This is a genomic window from Methylibium sp., from assembly GCF_965279545.1.
Taxonomy (GTDB): Bacteria; Pseudomonadota; Gammaproteobacteria; order Burkholderiales; family Burkholderiaceae_C; genus Methylibium.
In genome coordinates this window covers 1050135-1071681 of the sequence record NZ_OZ257250.1, presented here as the reverse complement: position 1 = coordinate 1071681, position 21547 = coordinate 1050135, and the positions used below count along the sequence as shown (strand labels likewise).

The 21547-nt window shown below is 66.0% G+C and carries 22 protein-coding genes and 1 tRNA gene; 18 read left to right on the top strand and 5 right to left on the bottom strand.

What is annotated here, in order from left to right:
• Positions 1-30 precede the first annotated feature (30 nt).
• Positions 31-106, top strand: a tRNA-Asn gene (locus ACQY9S_RS05005).
• Between the two features lie 425 nt (positions 107-531).
• Here the strand turns inward: ACQY9S_RS05005 and ACQY9S_RS05000 are convergent.
• Together ACQY9S_RS05000 and ACQY9S_RS04995 are read right to left on the bottom strand one after the other, a co-directional pair.
• A complete protein-coding gene (locus tag ACQY9S_RS05000; RefSeq protein WP_428423516.1) occupies positions 532-684 on the bottom strand; it encodes a hypothetical protein in 153 nt (50 codons plus the stop codon).
• Between the two features lie 259 nt (positions 685-943).
• Positions 944-1141: a ribbon-helix-helix protein, CopG family gene (locus tag ACQY9S_RS04995; protein WP_428423515.1), complete on the bottom strand. Its 198-nt coding sequence runs from the start codon at positions 1139-1141 to the stop codon at positions 944-946.
• Positions 1142-1359: 218 nt separating this feature from the next.
• Between ACQY9S_RS04995 and ACQY9S_RS04990 the strand changes: the two genes are divergently transcribed.
• From ACQY9S_RS04990 to ACQY9S_RS04910, 17 genes are all read left to right on the top strand, one after another.
• A complete protein-coding gene (locus ACQY9S_RS04990) occupies positions 1360-3375 on the top strand; it encodes a proton-conducting transporter membrane subunit (protein WP_428423513.1) in 2016 nt (671 codons plus the stop codon).
• Positions 3372-4310, top strand: coding sequence for a respiratory chain complex I subunit 1 family protein (locus ACQY9S_RS04985; RefSeq protein ID WP_428423511.1), 939 nt, complete (start codon positions 3372-3374; stop codon positions 4308-4310). Before ACQY9S_RS04990 ends, ACQY9S_RS04985 begins: the two co-directional genes overlap by 4 nt.
• Positions 4307-4942, top strand: coding sequence for a hypothetical protein (locus ACQY9S_RS04980; protein ID WP_428423509.1), 636 nt, complete (start codon positions 4307-4309; stop codon positions 4940-4942). Before ACQY9S_RS04985 ends, ACQY9S_RS04980 begins: the two co-directional genes overlap by 4 nt.
• A complete protein-coding gene (locus tag ACQY9S_RS04975) occupies positions 4939-6372 on the top strand; it encodes a complex I subunit 5 family protein (protein WP_428423507.1) in 1434 nt (477 codons plus the stop codon). The genes ACQY9S_RS04980 and ACQY9S_RS04975 overlap by 4 nt, the downstream gene beginning before the upstream one ends.
• The gene (locus ACQY9S_RS04970) at positions 6372-7862 is read left to right on the top strand and encodes a hypothetical protein (RefSeq protein WP_428423505.1); all 1491 of its coding nucleotides are present in this window, start codon (positions 6372-6374) and stop codon (positions 7860-7862) included. Before ACQY9S_RS04975 ends, ACQY9S_RS04970 begins: the two co-directional genes overlap by 1 nt.
• Before the next feature lie 8 nt (positions 7863-7870).
• The gene (locus tag ACQY9S_RS04965) at positions 7871-8635 is read left to right on the top strand and encodes a 4Fe-4S dicluster domain-containing protein (protein ID WP_428423503.1); all 765 of its coding nucleotides are present in this window, start codon (positions 7871-7873) and stop codon (positions 8633-8635) included.
• An 80-nt stretch (positions 8636-8715) separates the two neighbouring features.
• On the top strand, positions 8716-9471 hold the full coding sequence (locus ACQY9S_RS04960) for a transferase (protein WP_428423501.1): 756 nt from the start codon (positions 8716-8718) through the stop codon (positions 9469-9471).
• A gap of 74 nt (positions 9472-9545) precedes the next feature.
• Positions 9546-9818: a ribbon-helix-helix protein, CopG family gene (locus ACQY9S_RS04955; protein ID WP_428423499.1), complete on the top strand. Its 273-nt coding sequence runs from the start codon at positions 9546-9548 to the stop codon at positions 9816-9818.
• A gap of 27 nt (positions 9819-9845) precedes the next feature.
• Positions 9846-11852 (top strand): hydrogenase 4 subunit B, encoded by a 2007-nt coding sequence (hyfB, locus tag ACQY9S_RS04950; protein WP_428423497.1) that lies wholly within the window; start codon positions 9846-9848, stop codon positions 11850-11852.
• 73 nt (positions 11853-11925) lie between these two features.
• Positions 11926-12873, top strand: a complete 948-nt coding sequence (locus ACQY9S_RS04945; protein ID WP_428423495.1) for a respiratory chain complex I subunit 1 family protein — start codon at positions 11926-11928, stop codon at positions 12871-12873.
• Between the two features lie 12 nt (positions 12874-12885).
• On the top strand, positions 12886-13545 hold the full coding sequence (locus ACQY9S_RS04940) for a glutathione S-transferase family protein (RefSeq protein WP_428423493.1): 660 nt from the start codon (positions 12886-12888) through the stop codon (positions 13543-13545).
• Positions 13542-14201 (top strand): formate hydrogenlyase, encoded by a 660-nt coding sequence (locus ACQY9S_RS04935; protein ID WP_428423491.1) that lies wholly within the window; start codon positions 13542-13544, stop codon positions 14199-14201. The genes ACQY9S_RS04940 and ACQY9S_RS04935 overlap by 4 nt, the downstream gene beginning before the upstream one ends.
• A gap of 13 nt (positions 14202-14214) precedes the next feature.
• Entirely contained in the window at positions 14215-15672 is a 1458-nt protein-coding gene (locus ACQY9S_RS04930) for a hydrogenase 4 subunit F (RefSeq protein ID WP_428425581.1), read from the top strand.
• Positions 15673-15676: 4 nt separating this feature from the next.
• Positions 15677-17227, top strand: coding sequence for a Ni,Fe-hydrogenase III large subunit (locus ACQY9S_RS04925; RefSeq protein ID WP_428423489.1), 1551 nt, complete (start codon positions 15677-15679; stop codon positions 17225-17227).
• Positions 17227-17769 (top strand): NADH-quinone oxidoreductase subunit B family protein, encoded by a 543-nt coding sequence (locus tag ACQY9S_RS04920; RefSeq protein WP_428423487.1) that lies wholly within the window; start codon positions 17227-17229, stop codon positions 17767-17769. Before ACQY9S_RS04925 ends, ACQY9S_RS04920 begins: the two co-directional genes overlap by 1 nt.
• A 2-nt stretch (positions 17770-17771) precedes the next feature.
• Positions 17772-18134: a hypothetical protein gene (locus ACQY9S_RS04915; protein WP_428423485.1), complete on the top strand. Its 363-nt coding sequence runs from the start codon at positions 17772-17774 to the stop codon at positions 18132-18134.
• Between the two features lie 15 nt (positions 18135-18149).
• A complete protein-coding gene (locus ACQY9S_RS04910; RefSeq protein WP_428423483.1) occupies positions 18150-18530 on the top strand; it encodes a hypothetical protein in 381 nt (126 codons plus the stop codon).
• On the opposite strand, the gene ACQY9S_RS04905 is transcribed toward ACQY9S_RS04910, so the two are convergent.
• From ACQY9S_RS04905 to ACQY9S_RS04895, 3 genes are read right to left on the bottom strand one after another with little or no spacing between them, the layout of a single operon-like run.
• Complete coding sequence (locus ACQY9S_RS04905; RefSeq protein WP_428423481.1) at positions 18481-20553, bottom strand: c-type cytochrome; 2073 nt, start codon at positions 20551-20553, stop codon at positions 18481-18483. The genes ACQY9S_RS04910 and ACQY9S_RS04905 overlap by 50 nt on opposite strands.
• A 24-nt stretch (positions 20554-20577) precedes the next feature.
• Positions 20578-21024 carry a copper resistance CopC family protein gene (locus ACQY9S_RS04900; protein ID WP_428423479.1) on the bottom strand — a complete coding sequence of 149 codons (447 nt, stop codon included), beginning with the start codon at positions 21022-21024 and terminating at the stop codon, positions 20578-20580.
• An 8-nt stretch (positions 21025-21032) separates the two neighbouring features.
• Positions 21033-21524 carry a hypothetical protein gene (locus ACQY9S_RS04895; RefSeq protein WP_428423477.1) on the bottom strand — a complete coding sequence of 164 codons (492 nt, stop codon included), beginning with the start codon at positions 21522-21524 and terminating at the stop codon, positions 21033-21035.
• Between the last annotated feature and the right edge of the window lie 23 nt (positions 21525-21547).

The following is a 21547-nucleotide window of genomic DNA, read 5'->3' as shown; positions in this document are numbered from 1 at the left end:
CCGCGAACTCGTTATAATTTATGGCTCAATTCCTCGATAGCTCAGTTGGTAGAGCGCCGGACTGTTAATCCGTAGGTCCCTGGTTCGAGCCCAGGTCGGGGAGCCACAGAAAACCGAAGAAGATCAAAGGCTTGCACGTGAGTGCAGGCCTTTTTTCTTGGCCAGACCGCGCCAAAACGGGTCTTTGCCACAAATCTGCCACAGCTGAAGACTGGTGACCACGCTCCACCCCGGAGATCGGTCACTTTGGCAAGCATCACGAAGCGCGGTCGCTACTGGCGAGCGCAGATCGTCAGGCGGGGCTACCCGCCTCAGTACCGCACGTTCGACAGCCGCCCGGAGGCTGAGGGCATGGGCGCGTGTGCTGGAATCCGAGATGGACCGGGGCATCTTCGTCTCCCGTGCGGAAGCGGAGCGCACCACCTTCGCCGAAGCCCTGAAGCGTTACGAGCGAGAGATCTCGGTCGGCAAGGCCCATCCCGCACAGGACCACCAGCGGATCCGTCACTGGCTGCGCCAACCCTTGGCGCATCACTTCCTTGCCAACCTCCGCGGCGCGAACTTCGCAAAGTACAGGGACGATCGCCTCGCCCTCGGACGGGCCAGCGCGCCCTTGCGTGTGGCGTCGTCGGACCGGTTCGCGAAGATGTCCAGGTCGTCGAGCGTTTCGCGGAGCGGGTTCATCGCATCACCTCCGTGGAGTGCACCTGCGGCAGGCGCCACACCGATGGTCGGACTAGCTCGGTGCGGCGGGCGCGCTGGATTCGGGGCTGAATCCAGCGCGCGAGGCCCTCGGGTTCCCACATGCGCACGGCAACACCGTCACACTGTGCCCACAAAGCAAGACATGCCGCATGGTCGCATGGTCATCAGCGCGCAGCGCGCGCGTGCGCACGGACCGCGCCAGACCCGCCAGGTTCGTCGACATGGGCATCCTGGGCGGTCAGCGCTTCACGGTGGCTTCTTCGTCTTCGTCCAATCCGCTCGGGACGAAGCTGACGCCGTGGTGCACCAGGTAGTCCCGTATCAGCCGCCGCACCACCTGCGATGGCGTCACGTCCTGGCGCGCGCACAGCGCCTCGAACGCCTTTTTCTTCGCGGGGTCCACCAGCACGGTCAAGCGCGCCGTTTTGAGTTCCATGCGTCCTCCGTGGGTCTTTCCATATGTCAATCACATTATCATCGTAGTATCATTCAGAGCAATTAGGATTGCACGGTCTACGCAGAAATTCCAGCCTCTGCGAGCTTCGTCCTGGAGCCGTTCCCTTTGTCTCGCTTCGATCACCCCCGCATTCGCCCGGTGGCTCTGCTGCCGGCGCCGATGGGCGCGCCAGTGATCGGGATGCAGCCTCGACACGCATGAGTTCGCTCATCGCAGCCGTGCTGGTCTTGCTGCTGGGCGCGGCGGGCTGTCTGTTGCCCCTGCACAACCGGACCCGCGCGGGCATCGGCGTGCTATCGCAGGTCGTCGCGACGGCGCTGGTCGTCTCTACGGTCACCCCTGTATTGCTCGGAGGCGCTCCGCTCACGGCGGAACTGGCATGGGCCTACCCGGTCGGAACCCTGCGCGTGCGGCTGGACGCACTCGGTGCATTCTTCCTGGTCTGGTCGTTGCCGATGACCTTGCTGGGCAGCCTTTATGCCGTGGGCTACCTGCGGCCGCACTTCGAAACGAAGCGCCACCTCGGCCTGCACTACGCGCTGCTGAACCTGACCTCGCTGTCGTTCGTGCTCGTCTACACCGGCGACCACGCGCTGGTCTTCCTGCTCGGCTGGGAGATCGCCGCGCTGGCCGCGTGGCTGCTGGTGATCTGGGACTACACCAACCAGAAGGTGCGTTTCGCCGGCTTCAACTACCTCGTGTCCACGCACATCGGGCTGATCTTCCTGGTCGCCGCGTTCATGATCCTGTACACGCACACGGCGTCGTGGGAGCTGGGCAGCTTCGGGCAGTGGCTGCGCGGGCATGTCGGGTCGGAGCGCAACCTGGTCTTCCTGCTGCTGGTCACCAGTTTCGGCCTCAAATCGGCGTTCTTCCCGTTCCATTCCTGGCTGCCGCGCGCCCATGCGGCGGCGCCGGCGCATGTCTCTGCGCTGATGTCCGGTGTGATCCACAAGGCAGGCCTCTACGCACTGGTGCGCTTCATCTTTCTGATCGGCCAGCCCGACGAGTGGATGGGCTGGTTCCTGATCGGCTTTTCGGCGCTATCGGCCGTGATCGGCGCGCTGTACACGGTGGGCCAGCGCGACCTCAAACGCCTGCTGGGCTATTCGTCGACCGAGAACGTCGGCATCGCCGGCATCGGCTTCGGCATCGGGTGCCTGGGCCTGGCCTGGGACAACACGGCGCTGGTGGCGCTTGGCTTTTCGGGTGGCCTGCTGCACGTGCTGAACCACGCCTTCTTCAAGTGCCAGTTGTTCTACGCCGCGGGTGCGGTGTACCAGGCCACGCACACCGTCGACATGGAAAAGCTCGGCGGCCTGTCGCGCTTGATGCCGTGGACGGCGCTGAGCTTCCTGCTGGGCGGCGTCGCGATTTCGGCATTGCCCCCGCTCAACGGCTTCACCAGCGAGTTCGTCATCTACTCGGGGTTGTTCACCGGCGAGCCCATCGCCACCTGGGCCAAGGTGGCGCTCGGTGCCGGCGGTGCCGTTCTGGCGTTCGTCGGCGCAGTCTCGGCGCTGAGCATCACGCGAGCTTTCGGGGTGGTGTTCCTCGGCGGGCCGCGCGACACCAGCCTGCACGCGCCCGCGGAAGTCAGCCACTGGATGCTGCTGCCGATGGGTGTGCACGCCCTGGGGGTCATCGTGCTCGGTGTGTTGCCGGGGCTGGGCTTCATGCTGGTGCGGGGTTCGACTGAACTGGCCCTGTCGGCATTGCCGACACAAGGTGCCGATGTACTGCAGCCCGTGGCCGACAGCCTGTCGCGCATCGGCATGATTTCCGGCGCGCTGGCGCTGACCATCGGGCTGCTGATCTGGCTGCGCACGCGCGCTGCCCGTCTGCCGGCGGGTACGCCTATGGCGACAGGTCCGACCTGGGGCTGCGGCCATGGCGCTCCCAATCCGCGCATGCAGTACACAGGCTCCAGCTTCTCGTCGGACTTTCAGGCGCGTTTCAAGGGTGTGATGGTGACCTTGCGGCGCCAGAAGGCGCCGCTGGGCTACTTCCCTGACGACAGCTACCTGATCACGGACTGCGTGGATGCCGTGGAGCGCCGGCTGTTCTCCGTCATCAAGCACGGCGACGCGTCGGCCGGTGAGCTCTCGAGCAAGCTGCGCGAGGACGATCCGCGCATCGCCTTTGCGGCGGCGCTGATCGCCATTGTCCTGATCTCTGGCCTGGTCGTTCTGGCAAGCGGGCCGCTGCCGTGAACGTCGACCTGACCGCGCTCTTGGCCGCCGTCCACATGCTCATCGTGCTGGTGATGCCGATACTGATGGTCGGTCTCGTCAATCGCACGAAGTCCTTGTGGGCCGGGCGCAAGGGGCCGGGCCTGCTGCAGTCCGGCTGGGACCTGTTGCGGCTGTTGCGCAAGCAGCCGGTCTACAGCACCGCGATCACACCGCTGTTTCGCGCAGGTGCCTGGGTGGTGCTGGTGGCGTCGCTGCTGGCGGCCCTGATCGCACCCATCCTGGGGCCCATCGCGCCCTTGCAGTTCAGCCGCGATTTCATCTTCTTCGCCTACACGCTCGGCCTGGCGCGCCTGTTCCTGATGCTCTCGGCACTGGATGTCGGCAGTTCCTTCGAGGGCATGGGCGCGGCTCGCGAGGCGTCGTTCACGGCCTTCGTCGAGCCTGCGCTGTTCATGCTGGTGGGTTCTGCCGCCATCGCCACCGGTCAGACCAGCTTTGCCGGGGTCATCGGCCAGTGGCATCACGCCGGCAGCTTCCCCTGGCTGGCCCTGCCCGTGGTCGGGGTGCTCTTCGTGCTGCTGCAGGCCGAATCCTCGCGCGTGCCGGTGGACGATCCGCTGACCCACCTCGAACTCACGATGGTGCACGAGGTGATGATCCTCGACCACAGCGGGCCCGAGCTGGCCGCCATGCAGTACGCCGCGGCGCTGAAGATGACGATGTACGCGGGCCTGATCGCCGCGCTGCTGAATCCCGTCGACCCGCTCACGCAGACGGCGCTGTGCGTGCTGGTATCGCTGGCCATCATGGCGGGCGTGGCGGTCGCCGTGGGCTGCGTCGAATCGCTCGTGGCCCGGCTGCGCATGCGCCTGGTGCCGGCGTACCTGATGCTTGCATCGTTAGGGGCCGCGCTGTGCCTGGGCGCAGCCGGCTGGTTGGCGAGGGCTGCATGACCCTGCCGCTGATCGCCTTCCTGGTGGCCGCGGTCATTCCGATCTTCTTCGGCAAGATCCGTTCGGCGCCGTTCTGGCTGACCGCGCAGGCCGCCGCACTGGCCTGGAACGTTGCGCAGCACGGTGACCCGTCGCTGCACACCTACGTCGCACTCATCGAAGTGCTGGTCGTGCGTGCGGTGATCGCGCCGCGCCTGCTCGCGCGCGCCATCCTGTTGCGCGGCGAGCCCAACCTCGACTTGATGCCCTCCAACCTCTTCACCTGGGCCATCGCCATCGCCCTGGTGGTGCTGGCCTTCGAGTTCGCCGCACCCGCCATGAGCGACCGGCAGGCGCTCACGCTCGGTGTGGTCGGGGCGACGGTCACCGTGTCGCTGCTGCTGCTGTCCACCAACGACTCACCCCCGGCCCAGCTGGTGGCGGTGCTCTTCATGGAAAACGGTCTCGCCTTGTTCGAGTCGCTGCTGCCCGAACCCTGGCCCCTGCCGATCCACGGCGCACTGAGCGGCATCTACCTGCTGACCGTGCTCGTCGGTGGCTGGCTGATCGCGACACCAGATCCTGTCGCCGCGAACGGCGCCAAGGCTGTCCATGCCGACCCAGTGGGCTCCGAGGCCGCAGAGCCGTCATGAGCGAGGTCAGTGCCATCTCGATGCGCGGCATTCCCGTTTTGCCGACGCGCCGCCTTTGGGTGGGCCCCGCCCTGGTGGTCATGGCTGTGATCAGCGTGCTGTCGTCGGTGACGGTGTTCGTTCGCACACCGCTGAGCGAGTTGCCCCTGTACTTCGCCGGCCACTACTTCGTGCTCGATGCGACCTCGATGCTGTTCCTGCTGGTGATCAACAGCGTCTTCCTCGGCATCAGCGTGTACATGTCGTCGCGGGTCAGCACCTCGCGCCTGTTGGCGGACAACCTGCTGCCGCGTGCCGCGCTCACGCTGGCCTTCATGGGCGCGATGAACCTCGGCGTCATGGCCAACAACCTGCTGTTGCTCTGGGCCTTCATCGAGCTGACCACCGTGTGCGCCGCGCCGCTGGTGGCGCAGGGCGACACGCTGGCGCCGCGCCGCGTGGCCTGGCACTACCTGCTGTATTCGAGCATGTCGCTGGCGCTGACCTTCCTGGGCATCATGTGCCTGACCCGCTCGGCACACCTGCACGGCCTGGAGATCAGCTTTGCGCTCGACGAGATGGCCAAGGGCATCGCCTCACCCGGCAACAGCTGGCAACGCCTGGGTCTGGCGCTGATGCTGTTCGGCCTGGGCAGCAAGCTCGGCCTGGCACCACTCTACAGCTGGATGCCGGAGACCTACGAGGCCGCGCCCACCAGCACCAGCGCGCTGCTTGCGGCGGTGCAATTCAACATCAGCGTGGTGGCGGTATTCCGCGTGCTGCAGGTGTTCCGTGGCCAGGACACCCACTTCGTCTCGTACGAACTGCTCATCATGGGTTGCCTCTCGCTCACCGTCGCGGCCGTGCAGGTGATGGCGGCGCGCAACTACAAGCGCCTCATCGCCTACGCCTGCGTCAGCTCGTCCGGCGTCATCGCCATCGGCCTGTCGGTGGGCAAGGCGGCAGCCTATGGCGTGCTGCTCTACATCGTCAGCAACGCCTTCGTGAAGGCACTGTTGTTCCTCACCGCCGGCCGACTGCGGGCCGTGTATCACACGAACGAGGTCAAGGCCCTGAGCGGCGTGATCCGGGTGCTGCCGTTCTCGGGGCTGCTGTTCGCGGTCGGCATCTTCGCGCTGCTGGGTTTTCCGCCGTTTGGCAGCTTCATGGCGGAAATGCTGATCCTGTCGGGCATCGTGCAGGCCGGCAACCTGATCGCCTTCACGCTGATGTGCACGATGCTGACGATCATCTTCGTCGCCACCGGCCGCTCGATCTTCCCGATGATCTGGGGCCCTTCCGACCACCAGGGCCCGCAGGTCAAGGAGACCTGGGTCACGGCCGTGCCCAAGCTCGGCTTCGTCGTCGTGCTCATCCTGCTCGGCGTCTACACCCCAGCCCCGATCAGCGCCTTGCTGGCGCAGGTGGCGCAATCCATCGGAGGGCAATGATGGGACCGATCAAACCGATCGTCATGAGCTTGACCCACGCGGTCGCGCCCCTCGGCCTCGACGAATGGGCCGACCAGATCGGCAAGGCCATGGACGCGGGCGAACGCCTGGTCACGCTGTTCGGCCGCGTGGATTCCTCGGGTCCCGACGAGGAGGTGCTCACCAGCGCCGTGCTGCAATCCGTCGATGGACAACTCGGCCTGCTGCGCGCCAGAGGCCGGCGCGGCAGTGCCTATGCCTGCATCACCGCGCGCCACCCCGCCGCGCAGATGCTGGAGCGTGAACTGTGGGAGCAGACCGGACTGACACCTACCGGTCACCCTTGGCTCAAGCCGGTGCGCTTTGAGGCCGAGCGGCAACAGCACATGGATGAACACCCGTTCTTTTCGGTGCGCGGCCAGGAAGTGCACGAGGTCGGCGTCGGCCCCATCCATGCCAGCGTCATCGAACCCGGGCACTTCCGTTTCATGTGCCATGGTGAGCAGGTTCACCACCTGGAACTGCAGCTCGGCTACCAGCATCGCGCCGTGGAAGCCCTGCTGCTGCAACGCCCTCCAGGGGCGCTGACGTCGCTGGTGGAAGCCATCGTGGGCGACTCCAGCATCGCCTACGCCTGGGCTTACTGCGCGGCCGTGGAGGCCCTGTCGGGCACCCAGGTCAGCCTGCGCGCGGAACGGGTGCGCGGCATTGCGCTGGAACTGGAGCGTGTAGCGATGCACCTGGTGGCGCTCACCGGCCTGGCGACCGACATCGCCTTCCTGCAGGGCGGCGCCACCTACGGCCGCCTGCGCACGGCCATCATCAACGCCACCATGCGCGTCTGTGGCAGCCGCTTCGGCCGCGGTTGGTTGCGGCCCGGCGGCGTGCGCTTCGGCATCACCGACGCCCTGCGCCGGGACCTGCTGGACACCCTGGCCGCGTTCAGCAAAGACATGGCCGAGGTCAACGCCCTGATGCTCGGAGCGCGCAGCGTGCAGTCGCGCTTCCAGGGGGTGGGTGTCGTTGCGCACAAGGCCGCCCTTGAGATCGGCATGGTGGGCTTGGCCGCGCGAGCCAGCGGTGTGACGGGCGATGTCCGGGTCAGTTTGCCGGGGCGGCTCTATGCCGCACATCCCATCGCCTCGCTGACCGAAGAGGGTGGCGACTGCTGGGCGCGCATGAGGCTGCGCATGCGCGAGATCGATGAATCCGTGCGCTGGCTGAATGAGCTTCTTCGAACAGCGGACGCCGACCTTGCCGGCCCCGACCTCGAGCCGCTGGGCCCGCTCTGGCACGACACCTTGTGTGTCTCGGTGAGAGAGAGTCACCGAGGCACGGTCGTCCAGGCGCTGGAAACCGGGCCTGACGGCCGCTTGCTGCACTACAAGGTGCAGGACCCGTCGCTGTTGAACTGGTTCGGGCTGGCACTGGCGGTGCGCGACAACGAAATTTCGGACTTCCCGATCTGCAACAAGAGCTTCGATCTTTCCTACTGCGGCAACGACCTCTAGGACCCCACGTGTTCAAGTCGATCAAAGTCAGGGTCTCGCAGGGCTCGCAGTACATCCCCGATCCGCGGCAGGCGAATCCGGTCGGCTTCCGCGGCAAGCCGATCATCGGCGAGACCGCCTGCGAATCAGGCTGCCAGGCCTGTGTCAGCGTGTGCTCGACCCAGGCCATCACGCTGGCGCCAGCGTCCGCTGAAGCAGTGCATATCGACCTCGGCCGCTGCGTCCTGTGCGGCGACTGTGGGCCGGTGTGCCCCCCTGGCAAGCTTTCGTTCAACAACGACTTCAAGCTGGCGACCACGGACCGATCGGGCCTGATGCTCAGTGCTGCGCGTCCGGCGCCCGACCCGGTGAAGGTCAATGCCGCATTGCGGGCACGCTTCGGCCGCTCCCTCAAGCTGCGGTCGGTGTCGGCCGGTGGCTGCAACGGCTGCGAGCTGGAGGTCAATGCGCTGTCCAACGTCAACTTCGACATCGGCCGCTATGGCATCGACATCGTGGCCTCGCCGCGCCATGCCGACGGGCTGGTGCTGACCGGGCCCATCACACGCAACATGGCCCTGGCCCTGCAGCGCTGCTGGGACGCCATGCCCGAACCCAAGCTGGTGATTGCGGTCGGTGCCTGCGCGATCTCCGGCAGCCCGTTCGAGGGGTCTTCGGCCATTGAGCGCAGCTTCCTGGAACGGTTCAAGCCCACGCTGTACGTGCCCGGCTGCCCGTCGCATCCGCTGACGTTTGTCTGCGGCGTCCTGGACCTTCTCGGTATATCGAGCTGAACCACAGCCTCATGAAACCACGTGCCGTCTTGACGCCGTCCTGGTCCACCCTCATCGCTTCATTGCCTGCACTGCCCAACATGCCCGAAACCCAAGAGTCAGCTCAGCACGTCAAGCCGTTCGTCTACGAGAGCCTGAGTTCGAAAGCGCTGCACTTCTCGATCAGCGAAATCCAGAGCCGCATGCAGATCCAGGACCCGCACGCGCTGGACCTGGAGTACACGCGCACGATGATGGGCTTCCTGCTCTTCAACCCGGCACCCCAGAGGATCGCCATGATCGGCCTGGGCGGCGGCTCGCTCGCGAAGTTCTGCTTCCGTTACCTGCCGCACACACGCGTCCAGGTGGTCGAGATCAACCCGCACGTGATTGCGCTGCGCGACGAATTCCATGTGCCGCCAGATGACGAGCGCTTCACCGTGGTGCGGGGCGACGGTGCCCAGTTCGTCCGCCTGCGGGCGTCGCGGCCTGATGTACTGATGGTCGATGGCTTCGATGTCCAGGGCCTGCCGTCGCGTTTGTGCTCACAGCGCTTCTACGACGATTGCGTGGCAATGCTTCAGCCCGGCGGGATCATGGTCGTCAACCTGCACTACGGGCACGCAAGCTACGAGAGGCACCTGGAGCGCATCCGGCGCAGTTTCAACGACGCCGTGCTCGTCATCGACGACGGCGAGATGAGCAACAGCATCGTCTTCGCCTGCAATGGGCAGGCATTGGAGCAGGTCCGACCGGGCGCCATGCGCCGACCCAAGAACCTCGACCCCATGGCCGCCAACCAGTTGCTGGCCGCGTTTGCGTTGATTGCCTCCGCGCTGAAGGATCGGCGGGCGTGATACTTCGCTATTCGCATGCCGTGGGCGTACGATGTGCGTTCGATGCAATCCCCTGAACTCGATTCGAGAGGATCATGGAGCTCAAGACCGCACGACTGACGTTGCTCATCGATCCGAACAAGAAAGCGGCGTTCGAGCGCCTGTGCGCCCTGCAAGACCGGACCGCGTCGCAAGTGGTCCGGCAGCTCATTCGGGATTACCTGGCCGAGCATGGCGTTGACTACACCGCCACGGGGCCCGAGGAAGAGCCGGCGCAGAGCACCGAACGGACTCGCTCCACGGCGAAGCGTCCCCAACCCAAGTCGACGGCTGCTGCTGGCTCCCGTACAGGCCGCCGGCGCGGCTAGGACCGGACTGCGGGCCGTGTGCTCCCCATGACACAGTGGCTGCTCATCGACTGGGTGCTCGCCGTCATGGCGGGCTGGCTGCTGGTCGGCGTGGCGGGCGTGTTCGCCTTGCATCGATTGAAGGTGGTCTCGCACGCGCTGTTCCCGGTCGGCGGCTTTCTCGGGCTGGTGCTCGGTGGTCTGGGGATCGCTGCATTGATGAGCACACCCGAAGTGGCGGTGTTGCCGATCGGGCTCCCGTCGCTTCCATTTCACTTGCGGCTTGACAGCCTCTCGGCCTATTTCCTGATGGTCATCGGCGCGGCATCCGCCGGCATTTCGGCCTTCGCTGCCGGCTACTTCCGCAAGGGCGAGGGCACGCCGCCCGGACTGTTGTGCCTGGAGTACCACGTCTTCCTGGGAAGCATGACGGGTGTCGTCCTGGCCGACGATGCGTACTCGTTCATGGTGCTGTGGGAGACGATGGCCCTGTCGTCGTTCTTTCTCGTCACGGCCAACCACCGCATTCCGGAAGTCCGCAGCGCCGGCTACCTGTACATCACGATGGCGCGCATCGGCGCGATCGCCATCCTGCTCTGTTTTGGCGTGCTGCAGGCCAACACCGGGGATTACACCTTCGCCAACATGCGGGCGCAAGCACTGGGCCCGTTCTGGGCTTCGATCGGCTTCCTGCTGGCCGTGTTCGGCTTCGGCGCCAAGGCGGGTGTGCTGCCGCTGCACGTCTGGCTGCCCGAGGCGCACCCGGCGGCACCGTCGCCGGTGTCCGCGCTGATGAGCGGTGTGATGCTCAACACCGCCATCTACGGCATGCTGCGCGTGTCGCTCGACCTGCTGCACCTGCGGTTGTGGTGGTGGGGTGGCCTGCTGCTGGCCATTGGGCTTGCCACTGCGCTGTTCGGCGTCGTGTTCGCGTCGGTGCAGACCGACATGAAGCGCCTGCTTGCCTACTCGTCGATCGAGAACATGGGCCTGCTGTTCGTCGGCATGGGTCTCACGCTGATCTTTGCCGGCTACGACATGCTGCCGATGGCCGCGCTGGCGCTGACGGCAACGCTGTACCACGTGGCCAGCCACGCCTGCTTCAAGAGCCTGCTCTTCCTCGGCACCGGCAGTGTGCTGCATGCCACCTCGGAACGCAGCCTCGGCAAGCTCGGCGGACTGATCCGCACCATGCCCTGGGTTGGCTGGCTCACGCTGCTGGGCGTGCTGGCCAGCGCCGGTCTGCCGCCCCTCGGCGGCTTCGTCTCCGAATGGCTGCTGCTGCAGAGCTTCCTGTTCGCGCCGGGCTTGCCGGTGCCGCTGCTGACCATGCTGATCCCGGTCGTCGCGGCCCTCATCGCGCTGGTGGCCGCGCTGGCGGGCTACACGATGGTCAAATTCTTCGGCGTGATCTTTCTCGGCCAGCCGCGCGAGGCAAAGCTCGCGCAAGCCCACGATGCCGGCCTCTGGGAACGAGCCGGCATGGTGTGGCTGGCCACCGGCTGCGTGGCGCTCGGTCTGCTGCCGACGCAGTTCATCCAGTTGATCGACCCGGTGACGCAGCAACTCGTGCATGCGGGTCTGGGCGCGCGCGTGGCGGGCAGCGGCTGGCTGCTGGCGCCCAACAGCATGGAGCAGGCGAGCTACGGTCCGGTCATCTTCCTGCTGGGCATCCTGGGCTGCTTCGCACTGGCCTTCCTGATGGTGCGGTGGCTGTACCACGGCCGCATGCGTCGCGGCCCGCCCTGGGCCTGCGGCTTCCCGTGGAGCACCGCACGCACGCAGGACAGCGCCGAAGGATTCGGCCAGCCCATCCGCCAGATCTTCGAGCCCTTCTTCGTGATGCGGCGCGAACTGCCCACGCCATTCGACGACAAGCCGACCTACCGTGTCGTCGTTGAAGACCATTTCTGGCGCTGGCTCTACGTTCCCATCACCGATCTGGCGAACTACCTCGCGCGATTGATGAGCCTGATGCAGCAGGGTCGCATCTCGGTCTACCTGATGTACAGCTTCCTGACCCTGGTGGCCACGCTGCTGGCGGTGATGCGATGAGCGCAGCGCCGGGCCGCCCCAAGCAAGCGCTCCCCCGCGGGGGGCGGGCCGCGCAGCGGACCTGGGGACAATCATGAGCTTCACGGGCTTCCTGTCGCAATTGCTGGAGGTCGTGATCGCGATCGCGATCGCGCCGCTGCTGACGGGCTGGGTGAACCAGTGGCGCGCGTGGCTGCAGAACAAGTCGGCGCCCAGCTTGTGGCAGCCCTACCGCATGTTGCACAAGCTGTTCAACAAGGAATCGATGGTCGCCGACCATGCGTCGCGCCTGTTCCGCACCGCGCCCTACGTGAAGTTCGGCTGCATGGTGCTGGCCTGCGCGATCATCCCCACGCTGTCCACCGATCTGCCGCTGGCGCCCGCCGCCGATGCCATCGCGCTGGTGGGCCTGTTCGCGCTGGCCCGCGTCTTCATTTCGCTGGCCGCGATGGACATCGGCACGGCCTTCGGCACGATGGGCGCCCGCCGGGAGATGCTGGTGGGCTTCCTGGCCGAGCCGGCGCTGCTGATGGTGCTGTTCTCTGCTTCGCTGATCTCGAAGTCGACCTCGCTCACGACCATCGTCGAGACGCTGGCGCACCGTGAGTTCGCCATCTACCCGGGGCTGGCCTTTGCTGGCGTCTCCTTCACGATGGTGGCGCTGGCCGAGAACGCCCGCGTCCCGGTGGACAACCCGGCCACTCACCTCGAACTGACCATGCTGCACGAGGCACTGATCCTGGAGTACTCGGGCCGGCACCTGGCACTGCTGGAGTGGGCAGCGAGCCTGAAGCTGTTTGCATACTCCTGCATCGGACTGGCCTTGTTCTTCCCCTGGGGCGTGGCCGAAGCCCAGGCACCGGAGGCCATGCTGCTGGCCTTGCCCGCGCTCGTCTTGAAGCTCGCCATCGGTGGCTTTTTCCTGGCGGTGCTGGAGACGCTGAGCGCCAAGATGCGCATCTTCCGCGTCCCCGAATTCCTGGCCACGGCCTTCTTGCTGGCAGTGATCGGCATGCTGGTCCACCTGCTGCTGGCGCGCTGAAGGATGCACGACATGCTGCTCTACGGAAGCACGGATTCTGGCCACTCCTACAAGGTGCGTCTCTTCCTTCTGCTGGCAAGCACTCCACACCGCTACGAGAGGATCGACCTCGGCCTGCCCCGCGGCGAACGTCCGTCGACGTTCCGTTCGGCCAGCCAGTTTGGCGAAGTCCCCGTGCTCGTGGACGGTGGCCGCGCGCACTGCCAGTCCAACGCGATCCTGATGCACCTGGCCGGGAAGACCGGGCAGATGGGGGGGACTGCGAGCGAGCGGGCCTCGGTGATCGAATGGCTGTGCTGGGAGGCCAATCGTGTTGGCTTCAGTGTCCCAAACCTGCGTTACGCGTGTATGTGGGCGCCCCAGCCAGCAGAGGTGATGGCCTACCTGCATGCCCGCGCCAGCGCCGACCTTGCCACCCTGGATGCCTTCCTCGACGGCCGGCAGTTCCTGGTGGCATCCGGGTTGACGATCGCGGACCTCAGTTGCTCAGCCTATCTGCACTGGCTCGACCAGGCGAGGCTGTCCGCGGTCGACCACCCGAACGTGGCCCGCTGGCTGGATCGCATCCGGGAGCTTCCCGGCTGGCAGCACCCCGACCGCGCCATGCGCGACGACAGCACCACGGCCGATGCCGGCACTGGCCCGGGCAACCCGGCAAGGGAGCGCACATGACTGCGTTGTTGCCCCAGTTCGTGAACTTGCTCGGCGCGGTGCTGCTGATGCTGGCGTTCGCGATGATTTCGCAACGCCGCATCCTGTCGTTGATCTACCTGTTCACGATGCAAGGTGCGACGCTGGCACTGGCCACCGCCGTGGTGGGGTACGTCACCGATCAGCACCACCTCTATCTGTCGGCAGGACTGACCTTCGTGCTCAAGGTCCTGCTGATTCCCTACCTGCTGCACCGGGTGATCGACCGGCTGGGCATCCGCCGGGACGTCGAAACGCTCATCAACATCCCGACGACGATGCTGATCGGCATCGGGGTCGTGATCTTCGCCTTCAATCTGGCGATACCGATCTCGCACTTGTCGTCGGCGCTGGCCAGCGGCACGCTGGGCATCGCGCTGGCCTGCGTGCTGCTGTCGTTCCTGATGATGATCACGCGCGCCAAGGCGGTGCCCCAGGTCATCGGCTTCCTGGCGATGGAGAACGGTCTCTTCTTCGCCGCCACCTCCGCCACCTACGGCATGCCGATGGTGGTGGAACTGGGCATTGCGCTGGACGTGCTGGTGGGCGTGCTGATCCTGGGGGTGTTCATGTTCCAGATCCGCGAGCAGTTCGACAGCCTGGACATCCGCAACCTCGAAAAGCTCAAAGAAGACTGAATTGAGTTTCGAACTGAATGCGCTGGCCTTCCTGCTCGCCTGCCCGCTGGCTGGCGGAGCGGTGCTGGCGCTGTTCGGACATCGCGACAACGCGCGCGACATCAACGTCGCCTTCAGTTTCGGCACCTTCGTCGCAGCCTGTGCATTGACGGCGCAGATCATCGAAAGCGGTCCGCTGCTGGTGTGGGGCCGCGAGTTCTACATCGACGCGCTGAACGTCTTCCTGGTCACCTTGACCGCGTTCGTCGGCCTGACCACGTCGATCTTCTCGCGGCCCTACATGCGCATCGAGCGCGACCACGGCAAGATGACCCCGCCGCGCCTGCGCCTTTACCACAGCATGTACCAGTTGTTCAGCTTCACGATGCTGTTGGCGCTGACGACCAACAACATGGGCATCGTCTGGGTGGCCATGGAAGCGGCCACGCTGACGACCGTCTTGCTGGTCAGCGTGTACCGCACCGCGGCCAGCCTGGAGGCGGCCTGGAAGTACTTCATCCTCTGCGGCGTCGGCATCGCCCAGGCGCTGTTCGGCACGGTACTGCTCTACATGGCGGCTGCCAAAGTCATCGGGCCCGAAGGGGGCGCCCTGCTCTGGACAAACCTGGACGCGGTGAAGGGGCAGCTCGACCCCGACATCATCACGCTGGCCTTTGCCTTCCTGTTCATCGGCTACGGTACCAAGGTCGGCCTGGTTCCGGTGCACAACTGGCTGCCCGACGCCCATGCCGAAGGCCCGACGCCGGTGTCGGCCGTGTTGTCGGGCCTGCTGCTGAACGTGGCGCTGTACGCGGTGCTGCGCTGCAAGGTGCTGACCGACGGCGCCCTGCACGGCCATGCGCTGTCGGGCCGCTTGATGATGGGTTTCGGGCTGCTGTCGGTGGTGGCCGCGGTGTTTTTCCTGATCCGGCAGAAGGACGTGAAGCGCATGTTCGCGTACTCGTCCATCGAGCACATGGGCATGATGACCTTCGCCTTCGGGATGGGCGGCCCGATCGCCACCTACGCCGGGCTGCTGCACATGACGGTTCACTCGCTCATCAAGTCGGCCATCTTCTTCGCCGTCGGTCACGCGACGCAGAAGGCCGGCACGCAGATCATGGAAAACATCCGCGGACTGATCAAGGTCAGCCCGACCGTGGCCTGGGGCCTGATGCTGGGCGCGCTGGCCATCCTGGGCATGCCGCCGTTCGGCGTCTTCGCCAGCGAGTTCCTGATCGTCACCACGGCAATGCGCGAGCAACCCTGGGCGACCCCGTTCCTGCTGATCGCGCTGGGCCTGGCTTTCGCGTCGGTGTTCAGTCGTGTCCAGCCGATGGTGTTCGGCGACACCAACGTCAAACCGTTGGCGCATCCTCCGGCGCTGATCCCGGTGTTCCTGCACCTGGCGCTCGGATTGATGCTGGGCTTGTACATCCCGCCGTACCTGGACGCCTGGTACCGCCAGGCTGCAGCGATGCTGGGGAACTGACGCCATGGCCTTGTCAGACCTCGGACTCGACCTTCGCCGACTGCCGGCGCCGCTGCCGATCTGGCACGGGCGGGTGGATCGAGACACATGGAGTGCCACCGCACGCGCGGTTGCGGAACAGGGCGGGCGCCTGGTCTCGATGTGGGGCGTCGAACGGCATCCATCTCCAGGTGGAGTCGGGGCGTGTGCGTCCTTCGCGGTGCGCGAGGGCCTGGTCTGGCTCGAACTGCCGATCGGCGACGCGGCCGCGGGCTTCCCGGACCTGGCGCCACTGTTCCCTTGCGCACTACGCATGCAGCGCGCCATGACTGACCTGTCCGGGCTGCGTGCCGAGAGCAGCCAGGATCAGAGGCCTTGGCTCGACCACGGACTGTGGTCGTCTGCGCGAGCACCCTTGCAGCCCGGTGGCGGCTCCGTGCCTGCGAACAAGGGCGTCTTGCCCGCCGACTATCCCTTCGTGCGGGTCGAAGGCGACGGGGTTCACGAGATTGCCGTCGGCCCGGTGCACGCCGGCATCATCGAGCCAGGCCACTTCCGCTTCTCCGTGGTTGGCGAAAAGGTGCTACGGCTGGAAGAGCATCTGGGCTACGTGCACAAGGGCATCGAGCGGCGCTTCGTCGAGTTGGCGCCGCTGGACGCGCACCGGCTCGCCGGACGCGTCTCGGGCGACTCGACCGTGGCATTTGCATGGGCCTATTGCATGGCTCTGGAGTCGGCCTGGCATGGCGAGGTTCCGGAGCGCGCGCTGTGGTCGCGCGCGCTGATGCTGGAACGCGAGCGGGTGGCCAACCACCTGGGCGACCTCGGGGCCCTGGGCAACGATGCGGCCCTGTCCTTCGGCCTGGCGCAGTTCTCGCGTCTGCGCGAGGACTGGCAACGTCTGTCGCGGGAAGCCTTCGGACACCGCTTGATGATGGACGCGATCATGCCCGGCGGTGTCGAGATGGACGTGTCGCCGCCCCTGTGTGACCGCCTGCGGCAGCAGTGCGATGCCATCGAGCGCGAGGTCCGGGCGTTGAGGACCATCTACGACGAGCACGCCGGGCTGCAGGATCGGTTCCTCGGTACCGGACGGGTGACGCCGGAACTGGCGGCACGTCTCGGCCTCACCGGCCTCGCTGGCCGGGCCAGTAGCCAGGCATTCGATCTGCGCTGTGACCACCCGTGGGGCCCTTTCGATCAATTCAAGGTCGCGATGGCCACCCACCACAGCGGCGACGTGGCCGCGCGGGTGTCAGTGCGCTTCGATGAGGTGTTCGAATCGCTGCGCCTCATTCGGGCGCTTTGCAGTGGGCTTCCGCTGGGCGAGCTTCGCGTCGATCTGCACCCGCCAGGTGAAGCATCAACCGGCGTGGGCTGGGTGGAAGGATGGCGCGGTGAAGTGTTTGTCGCGCTCGAAACGGGGGCTGACGGCCGCATCACGCGCTGTCATTGTCATGACCCCTCCTGGCAGAACTGGCCTGTGCTGGAGCATGCGGTGATCGGCAACATCGTTCCGGATTTTCCGCTGATCAACAAGTCCTTCAACCTGAGCTATTCGGGACACGACCTCTGATGTGGCACATCCTCAAGCAGATCGTCCGCACCGGCATCGTCACCGAGCCGATGCCGCAGCTGCCCGAAGTCGAGGGCGCTGCAATCCATCGCATCCACCAGGACATCCTCGACATCCTGGGTCAGGCCTTGACGATCCGCCAGGTGGATGCCGGCTCGTGCAACGGCTGCGAGCTGGAGATCCATGCACTCAACAACCCCTACTACAACATCGAGGGACTCGGCATCAAGTTCGTCGCCAGCCCGCGCCATGCCGACTTGTTGCTGGTGACCGGGCCCGTGTCGCGCCACATGGAGGAAGCGCTGCGGCGCACCTTCGAGGCCACGCCCGAGCCCAAGCTGGTGGTCGCCGTGGGCGACTGCGGCTGCACGGGCGGCATCTTCGGTGAGAGCTATGCCAGTTGCGGCAGAGTGGCCAACGTCATTCCCGTCGATGCGACGGTGCCCGGCTGCCCGCCGCCGCCGCTGGAGATCTTGCGGGGGATCCTGGGTGCTGTACGCATGCGGCGACTCGTCACTGGACATCCCAGTGGCCCGGCATAGCCATGCAGACCCAACAGGCGCGCCAGCTCTACAGCGCGCTGATCGGCTGCATCCGCATCGTCCACAAGGAGATGAACGCCTGGGTGCTCGAACGCGCCGGGCCGCAGGCCCAGGCCCTGCAGGCGAAGCTGGTCGAATGCGAGGCGGCAGTCGCAGCCGCCAAGGCTGGCGCCGACGTCGAACGCCTGCACCTCTTGGCGCCCCAGCGACTGGAACTCGGAACCGAGTTGACTGCGCTCCCGAGGCCGATCCGCGAAAGGCACCGGGCGGATTTGCGCGCGTTGTTCTTCTCTCGCGCGGGCAACACCACCAGCACCCCCACCTACCGCATGTGCTGCCAGGCCGTCGATGCGGGGCTCGGATGAGCGACCGCGACCGAGGTGCTGGACGGCGCCTTGCTCGCCCGGAAGAAGTCCCTCGCGTTGGGCCGTGCGCCCAAGTTTGCCAGCGCGGATCGCAAGGACCAGGACACCCTGACTCTGCAGTCCACGCTGAAGGGTGGGCTGCCGGTCGAACGAGTTCTGGACGGCTCCAGCCAGGAGGTCCACCTCACGCCCACCGATGCCGCACGTCGACGTGCCTACGGCGCGTTCCGCTTCCGGTTGGGCTTGGCGCGCGACAACGTCAACGCCACCGGAACCTGGCAGCACCACCGCCCGATCCCGGACGGGGCGCATGTCGTCAGTGCGCGGCTGGTAGGCATGCAACGCATCAATGCACATGCTCGTCGGGTGAGGGCAGAATCCTCCCCTCGCGGTTGAGGAGGTCGACTTGGTGTAGGAAATACGCCGTATCCAGCCAATCCTCGGCCGCAGACCCGCCAAGATCATTCGTCAACCACCGCGCACGCGCGTAGCCGAAACGGTCGATCAGCAACTCGAGATGTGCCGGCGCCTCGCCGAGGACCGTCGATCCGGCATCGCTCAATGTCCTTCTGAACAGCAGGTAGGTTGTCGCCGCCTCGCGAGCCCCGTCCTTCACGGTCGGGAACGGGAGGCCGGGAGGTGGCAGACCCGAAGTAGTTCGCAAGGGCACTGCGATCACCTCGACATTGGAGGCCCTCAATTTCGGATATGAGTCTGCCAGTTGATGCAGTCGTCCGGATGCGTAGGGAAGGGAATAGAAAACCAGCAGCACGGCCTGTTTGTCCCGATAGTCCTTGAGTGAGCCAACGACTCCCGCTTCGGTGCCGAAATCAAAATCCGGCGCACCGAGCCAGGGTCGATTCGGCACGACGCCGGCTGTCAGGATTCGGGCCTGGTGCCCTGCCGAAAAGGCTCTCAGGAAGTTGACGAGGTCCCATCGCTCCTCGACGCTTGTTTTCGCCTCGAAGCCTGGCATGCCTCCTTCCGGCTTGCCGTGCGTCAGCCACCAGAAAATGTCGCCAGCCGTGTGCAGCGCTGTGTGTGGTTCGGTGAGATTGGCCGGCTTCACTTTCAGTCGCGCCGCGAGTGGCCCGTCACCCCTACCGCCGGCACCGTGGCAGGCCACGCAATGCTGCAAATACAACTCCGCTCCGCGAGCAATGGAGACGGCCTTATATGGCGTTTCGGTTCGCCGGAACGTGTCGGGATAGGCGGGGACCGACAGTGCGTACAGGCAGGCCACGGCGCCGCCGACAGCGGTCAAGCCGACGATCCAGCTGCGCAGCCGACCGGCTGGCCTCGACCGATGACGCGCCCGCCACCAAGAAAGCCCCCCGAAGAGCAACGAGGCAATCGTCAGCGACGCTGCGCCCATCACCCACGCGGCAACGCCTGGTTGGTCCCAAGTGGCAGCGGCGGACCATCGCATCGGGAGCCGCCAGACGACTCGATCGTGGGCGGCCGGGATTGTGCCCGTCACGCTGGCGGCGAGTGCGAGGATAACGACTACCGCCCCGAGTTCTAGCCCGACCCAACGGGCTGCGCTGCGCATCGCGAGCCGCCGCTGCGCCAACCCTGAGCCGAAGCGAGGCATGCAGACAAACCGCACTCGGGCAGCAAACAAGAGCACCGGCACCAGCAGGAGTGCCTTGGCGAAAACCTGCAACCCGTACGCTGTCCCCAGCAGCGGCGCGAGCACGCGCTCCAACACGCTGAACAAGCCGCCGAGCACGTCGCCGCCGCCCGCTGGCCAACCCGTAGGTGCACCGAGCTGCAGATAGCCGATGATCGATCCGGAAAGGACGACCATCAGCACGCTCGCGCCTGCCAGCGCCGAGAAGCGGCGCAGCGCTGCGGCGAAGTAGTCTCTGTCCGTCTCTTGCTCCGACCGCGCCGCGAGGCACAAGCCGTAGCCCATCGCCGGCAGCGCGCCCGCCCAGACCGCCGCGCCAAGCAGATGCATCACATGACCGGCACCCGCCAGCCAGATCGGCTCGGTCGCCGCGCCGTGGCCGGCCATCGCCGCAAGCGCCAGATGCAGCGCGGCAAGCGCCGCGAACCACCCGTGGAGCCCGCATTCGCCGACCCGACCAGTGACTCGCCCGCAGCGCGCGAGCAGCAGCAGGCCAAGGGCAAGAACCTGCCGCACAGCCCACACTTGGCCGAATCGCGTTTGCAGAATGATTCGCTTCAGCTCGGCCCAGTCCAAGGCGGCCTCCGCGCGTCCGGTGATCGATGCCGCTTTCAACATCAGCAGTCCCGTAGCGCACACGAGGAGCATCGCCACGAGCCAAGGCGCGACGGCCTGCAGACCGGCTCGCCACCTCGCGACGGCGGGGGATCGCCCCTCGCCAGCGAGCCACTGGATCGCAAACATGCCGACGAGCGACAGCCCTGCGCACAGTTGCAGCCATCGCAACGGAGCCCCAAGAAGCTCCATCTGCTACGGCTTGGTTGGACCGCCCGTTACGCTGAACGTGTAGCCGTAGTCGACGGTATGGCCGTCCACCGAGAGGACGCGGTACTTGACGACATACCGGCCCGGTTCGAGCGCTGGCAGTTCCAGCACGAGCAACTTCGGCTCATTCGGGTCGACTTTCGCCTTTCCTGCCGCGATGGGCTCTCTCGCTCCCTCCTTGGTAAGGGTGGCCTCGGCGTAGGCGGGTTCCAAGCGTTCGCTGAACCAGAGCCGCAGTTGTGTCGGCGCCTTCGTCAGGCTGGTGCGCTGCGCCGGTTCCGCCTTCACCAGAGCCGCATGCGCTAGCGCAGTCCCGACAACGCCCAGCAATAGCGACCCGGTCAGCAAGACACCCCTTGCCCATCCCCAACCCGCGCCGAGGCGTTTGCTCATTCGCACCGAGGATCGGCTGGAGTTCATCGTGCGGCCCATGTCGTCGCCTACTGCTTATCGACCACGATCACTTCACGCCTTTGCACGGTAGATTGAATGGTCCGGTGTTGCGCATCGGACCAGTAGACGCTGATCGCATGCTTGCCCGGCCCCACGGGTAGATCGAAGACATAGCGGTATCGCTGCTTGCCTACCCTCGCGAGTTGACTCATGCTCGGCATCAACGACGTCCCATCGATCTCGACATGGAGATGAATGCCGACACCGTCGGCGCCCATCGTCATCCTGCCCAAGTCCGCCGCGGTCTCGAACTCCACCGCGACGCTGGGGTTCAACTTCGCGCCCTCCGCGGGCGCGACGATCGTGATGCGCGGCAGTGTCTTCGCATCGACCTCGGGGGAAGTCGCCGGCTGCGTCGGGTGCCGGTGAGCATCGTGGCCTGGCTCGGCAGCTGCCGCGGCAGCACTCGACACTGCCAAGGCGAGGCCCACGATCCGCGCCGCCGCTTTCGTCGCAAATCTCCTGTAGACCATCATCATGTCCGCTCCTTTCTCGCCGGATG

What these genes read in the sequence shown, in the direction of transcription:
- ACQY9S_RS05000 (WP_428423516.1), bottom strand. Translation starts at nt 684, where the DNA reads ATGAACCCGCTCCGCGAAACGCTCGACGACCTGGACATCTTCGCGAAC.
- ACQY9S_RS04995 (WP_428423515.1), bottom strand. Translation starts at nt 1,141, where the DNA reads ATGGAACTCAAAACGGCGCGCTTGACCGTGCTGGTGGACCCCGCGAAG.
- ACQY9S_RS04990 (WP_428423513.1), top strand. Translation starts at nt 1,360, where the DNA reads ATGAGTTCGCTCATCGCAGCCGTGCTGGTCTTGCTGCTGGGCGCGGCG.
- ACQY9S_RS04980 (WP_428423509.1), top strand. Translation starts at nt 4,307, where the DNA reads ATGACCCTGCCGCTGATCGCCTTCCTGGTGGCCGCGGTCATTCCGATC.
- ACQY9S_RS04975 (WP_428423507.1), top strand. Translation starts at nt 4,939, where the DNA reads ATGAGCGAGGTCAGTGCCATCTCGATGCGCGGCATTCCCGTTTTGCCG.
- ACQY9S_RS04970 (WP_428423505.1), top strand. Translation starts at nt 6,372, where the DNA reads ATGGGACCGATCAAACCGATCGTCATGAGCTTGACCCACGCGGTCGCG.
- ACQY9S_RS04960 (WP_428423501.1), top strand. Translation starts at nt 8,716, where the DNA reads ATGCCCGAAACCCAAGAGTCAGCTCAGCACGTCAAGCCGTTCGTCTAC.
- ACQY9S_RS04955 (WP_428423499.1), top strand. Translation starts at nt 9,546, where the DNA reads ATGGAGCTCAAGACCGCACGACTGACGTTGCTCATCGATCCGAACAAG.
- hyfB (WP_428423497.1), top strand. Translation starts at nt 9,846, where the DNA reads ATGACACAGTGGCTGCTCATCGACTGGGTGCTCGCCGTCATGGCGGGC.
- ACQY9S_RS04945 (WP_428423495.1), top strand. Translation starts at nt 11,926, where the DNA reads ATGAGCTTCACGGGCTTCCTGTCGCAATTGCTGGAGGTCGTGATCGCG.
- ACQY9S_RS04940 (WP_428423493.1), top strand. Translation starts at nt 12,886, where the DNA reads ATGCTGCTCTACGGAAGCACGGATTCTGGCCACTCCTACAAGGTGCGT.
- ACQY9S_RS04935 (WP_428423491.1), top strand. Translation starts at nt 13,542, where the DNA reads ATGACTGCGTTGTTGCCCCAGTTCGTGAACTTGCTCGGCGCGGTGCTG.
- ACQY9S_RS04925 (WP_428423489.1), top strand. Translation starts at nt 15,677, where the DNA reads ATGGCCTTGTCAGACCTCGGACTCGACCTTCGCCGACTGCCGGCGCCG.
- ACQY9S_RS04920 (WP_428423487.1), top strand. Translation starts at nt 17,227, where the DNA reads ATGTGGCACATCCTCAAGCAGATCGTCCGCACCGGCATCGTCACCGAG.
- ACQY9S_RS04915 (WP_428423485.1), top strand. Translation starts at nt 17,772, where the DNA reads ATGCAGACCCAACAGGCGCGCCAGCTCTACAGCGCGCTGATCGGCTGC.
- ACQY9S_RS04900 (WP_428423479.1), bottom strand. Translation starts at nt 21,024, where the DNA reads ATGGGCCGCACGATGAACTCCAGCCGATCCTCGGTGCGAATGAGCAAA.
- ACQY9S_RS04895 (WP_428423477.1), bottom strand. Translation starts at nt 21,524, where the DNA reads ATGATGATGGTCTACAGGAGATTTGCGACGAAAGCGGCGGCGCGGATC.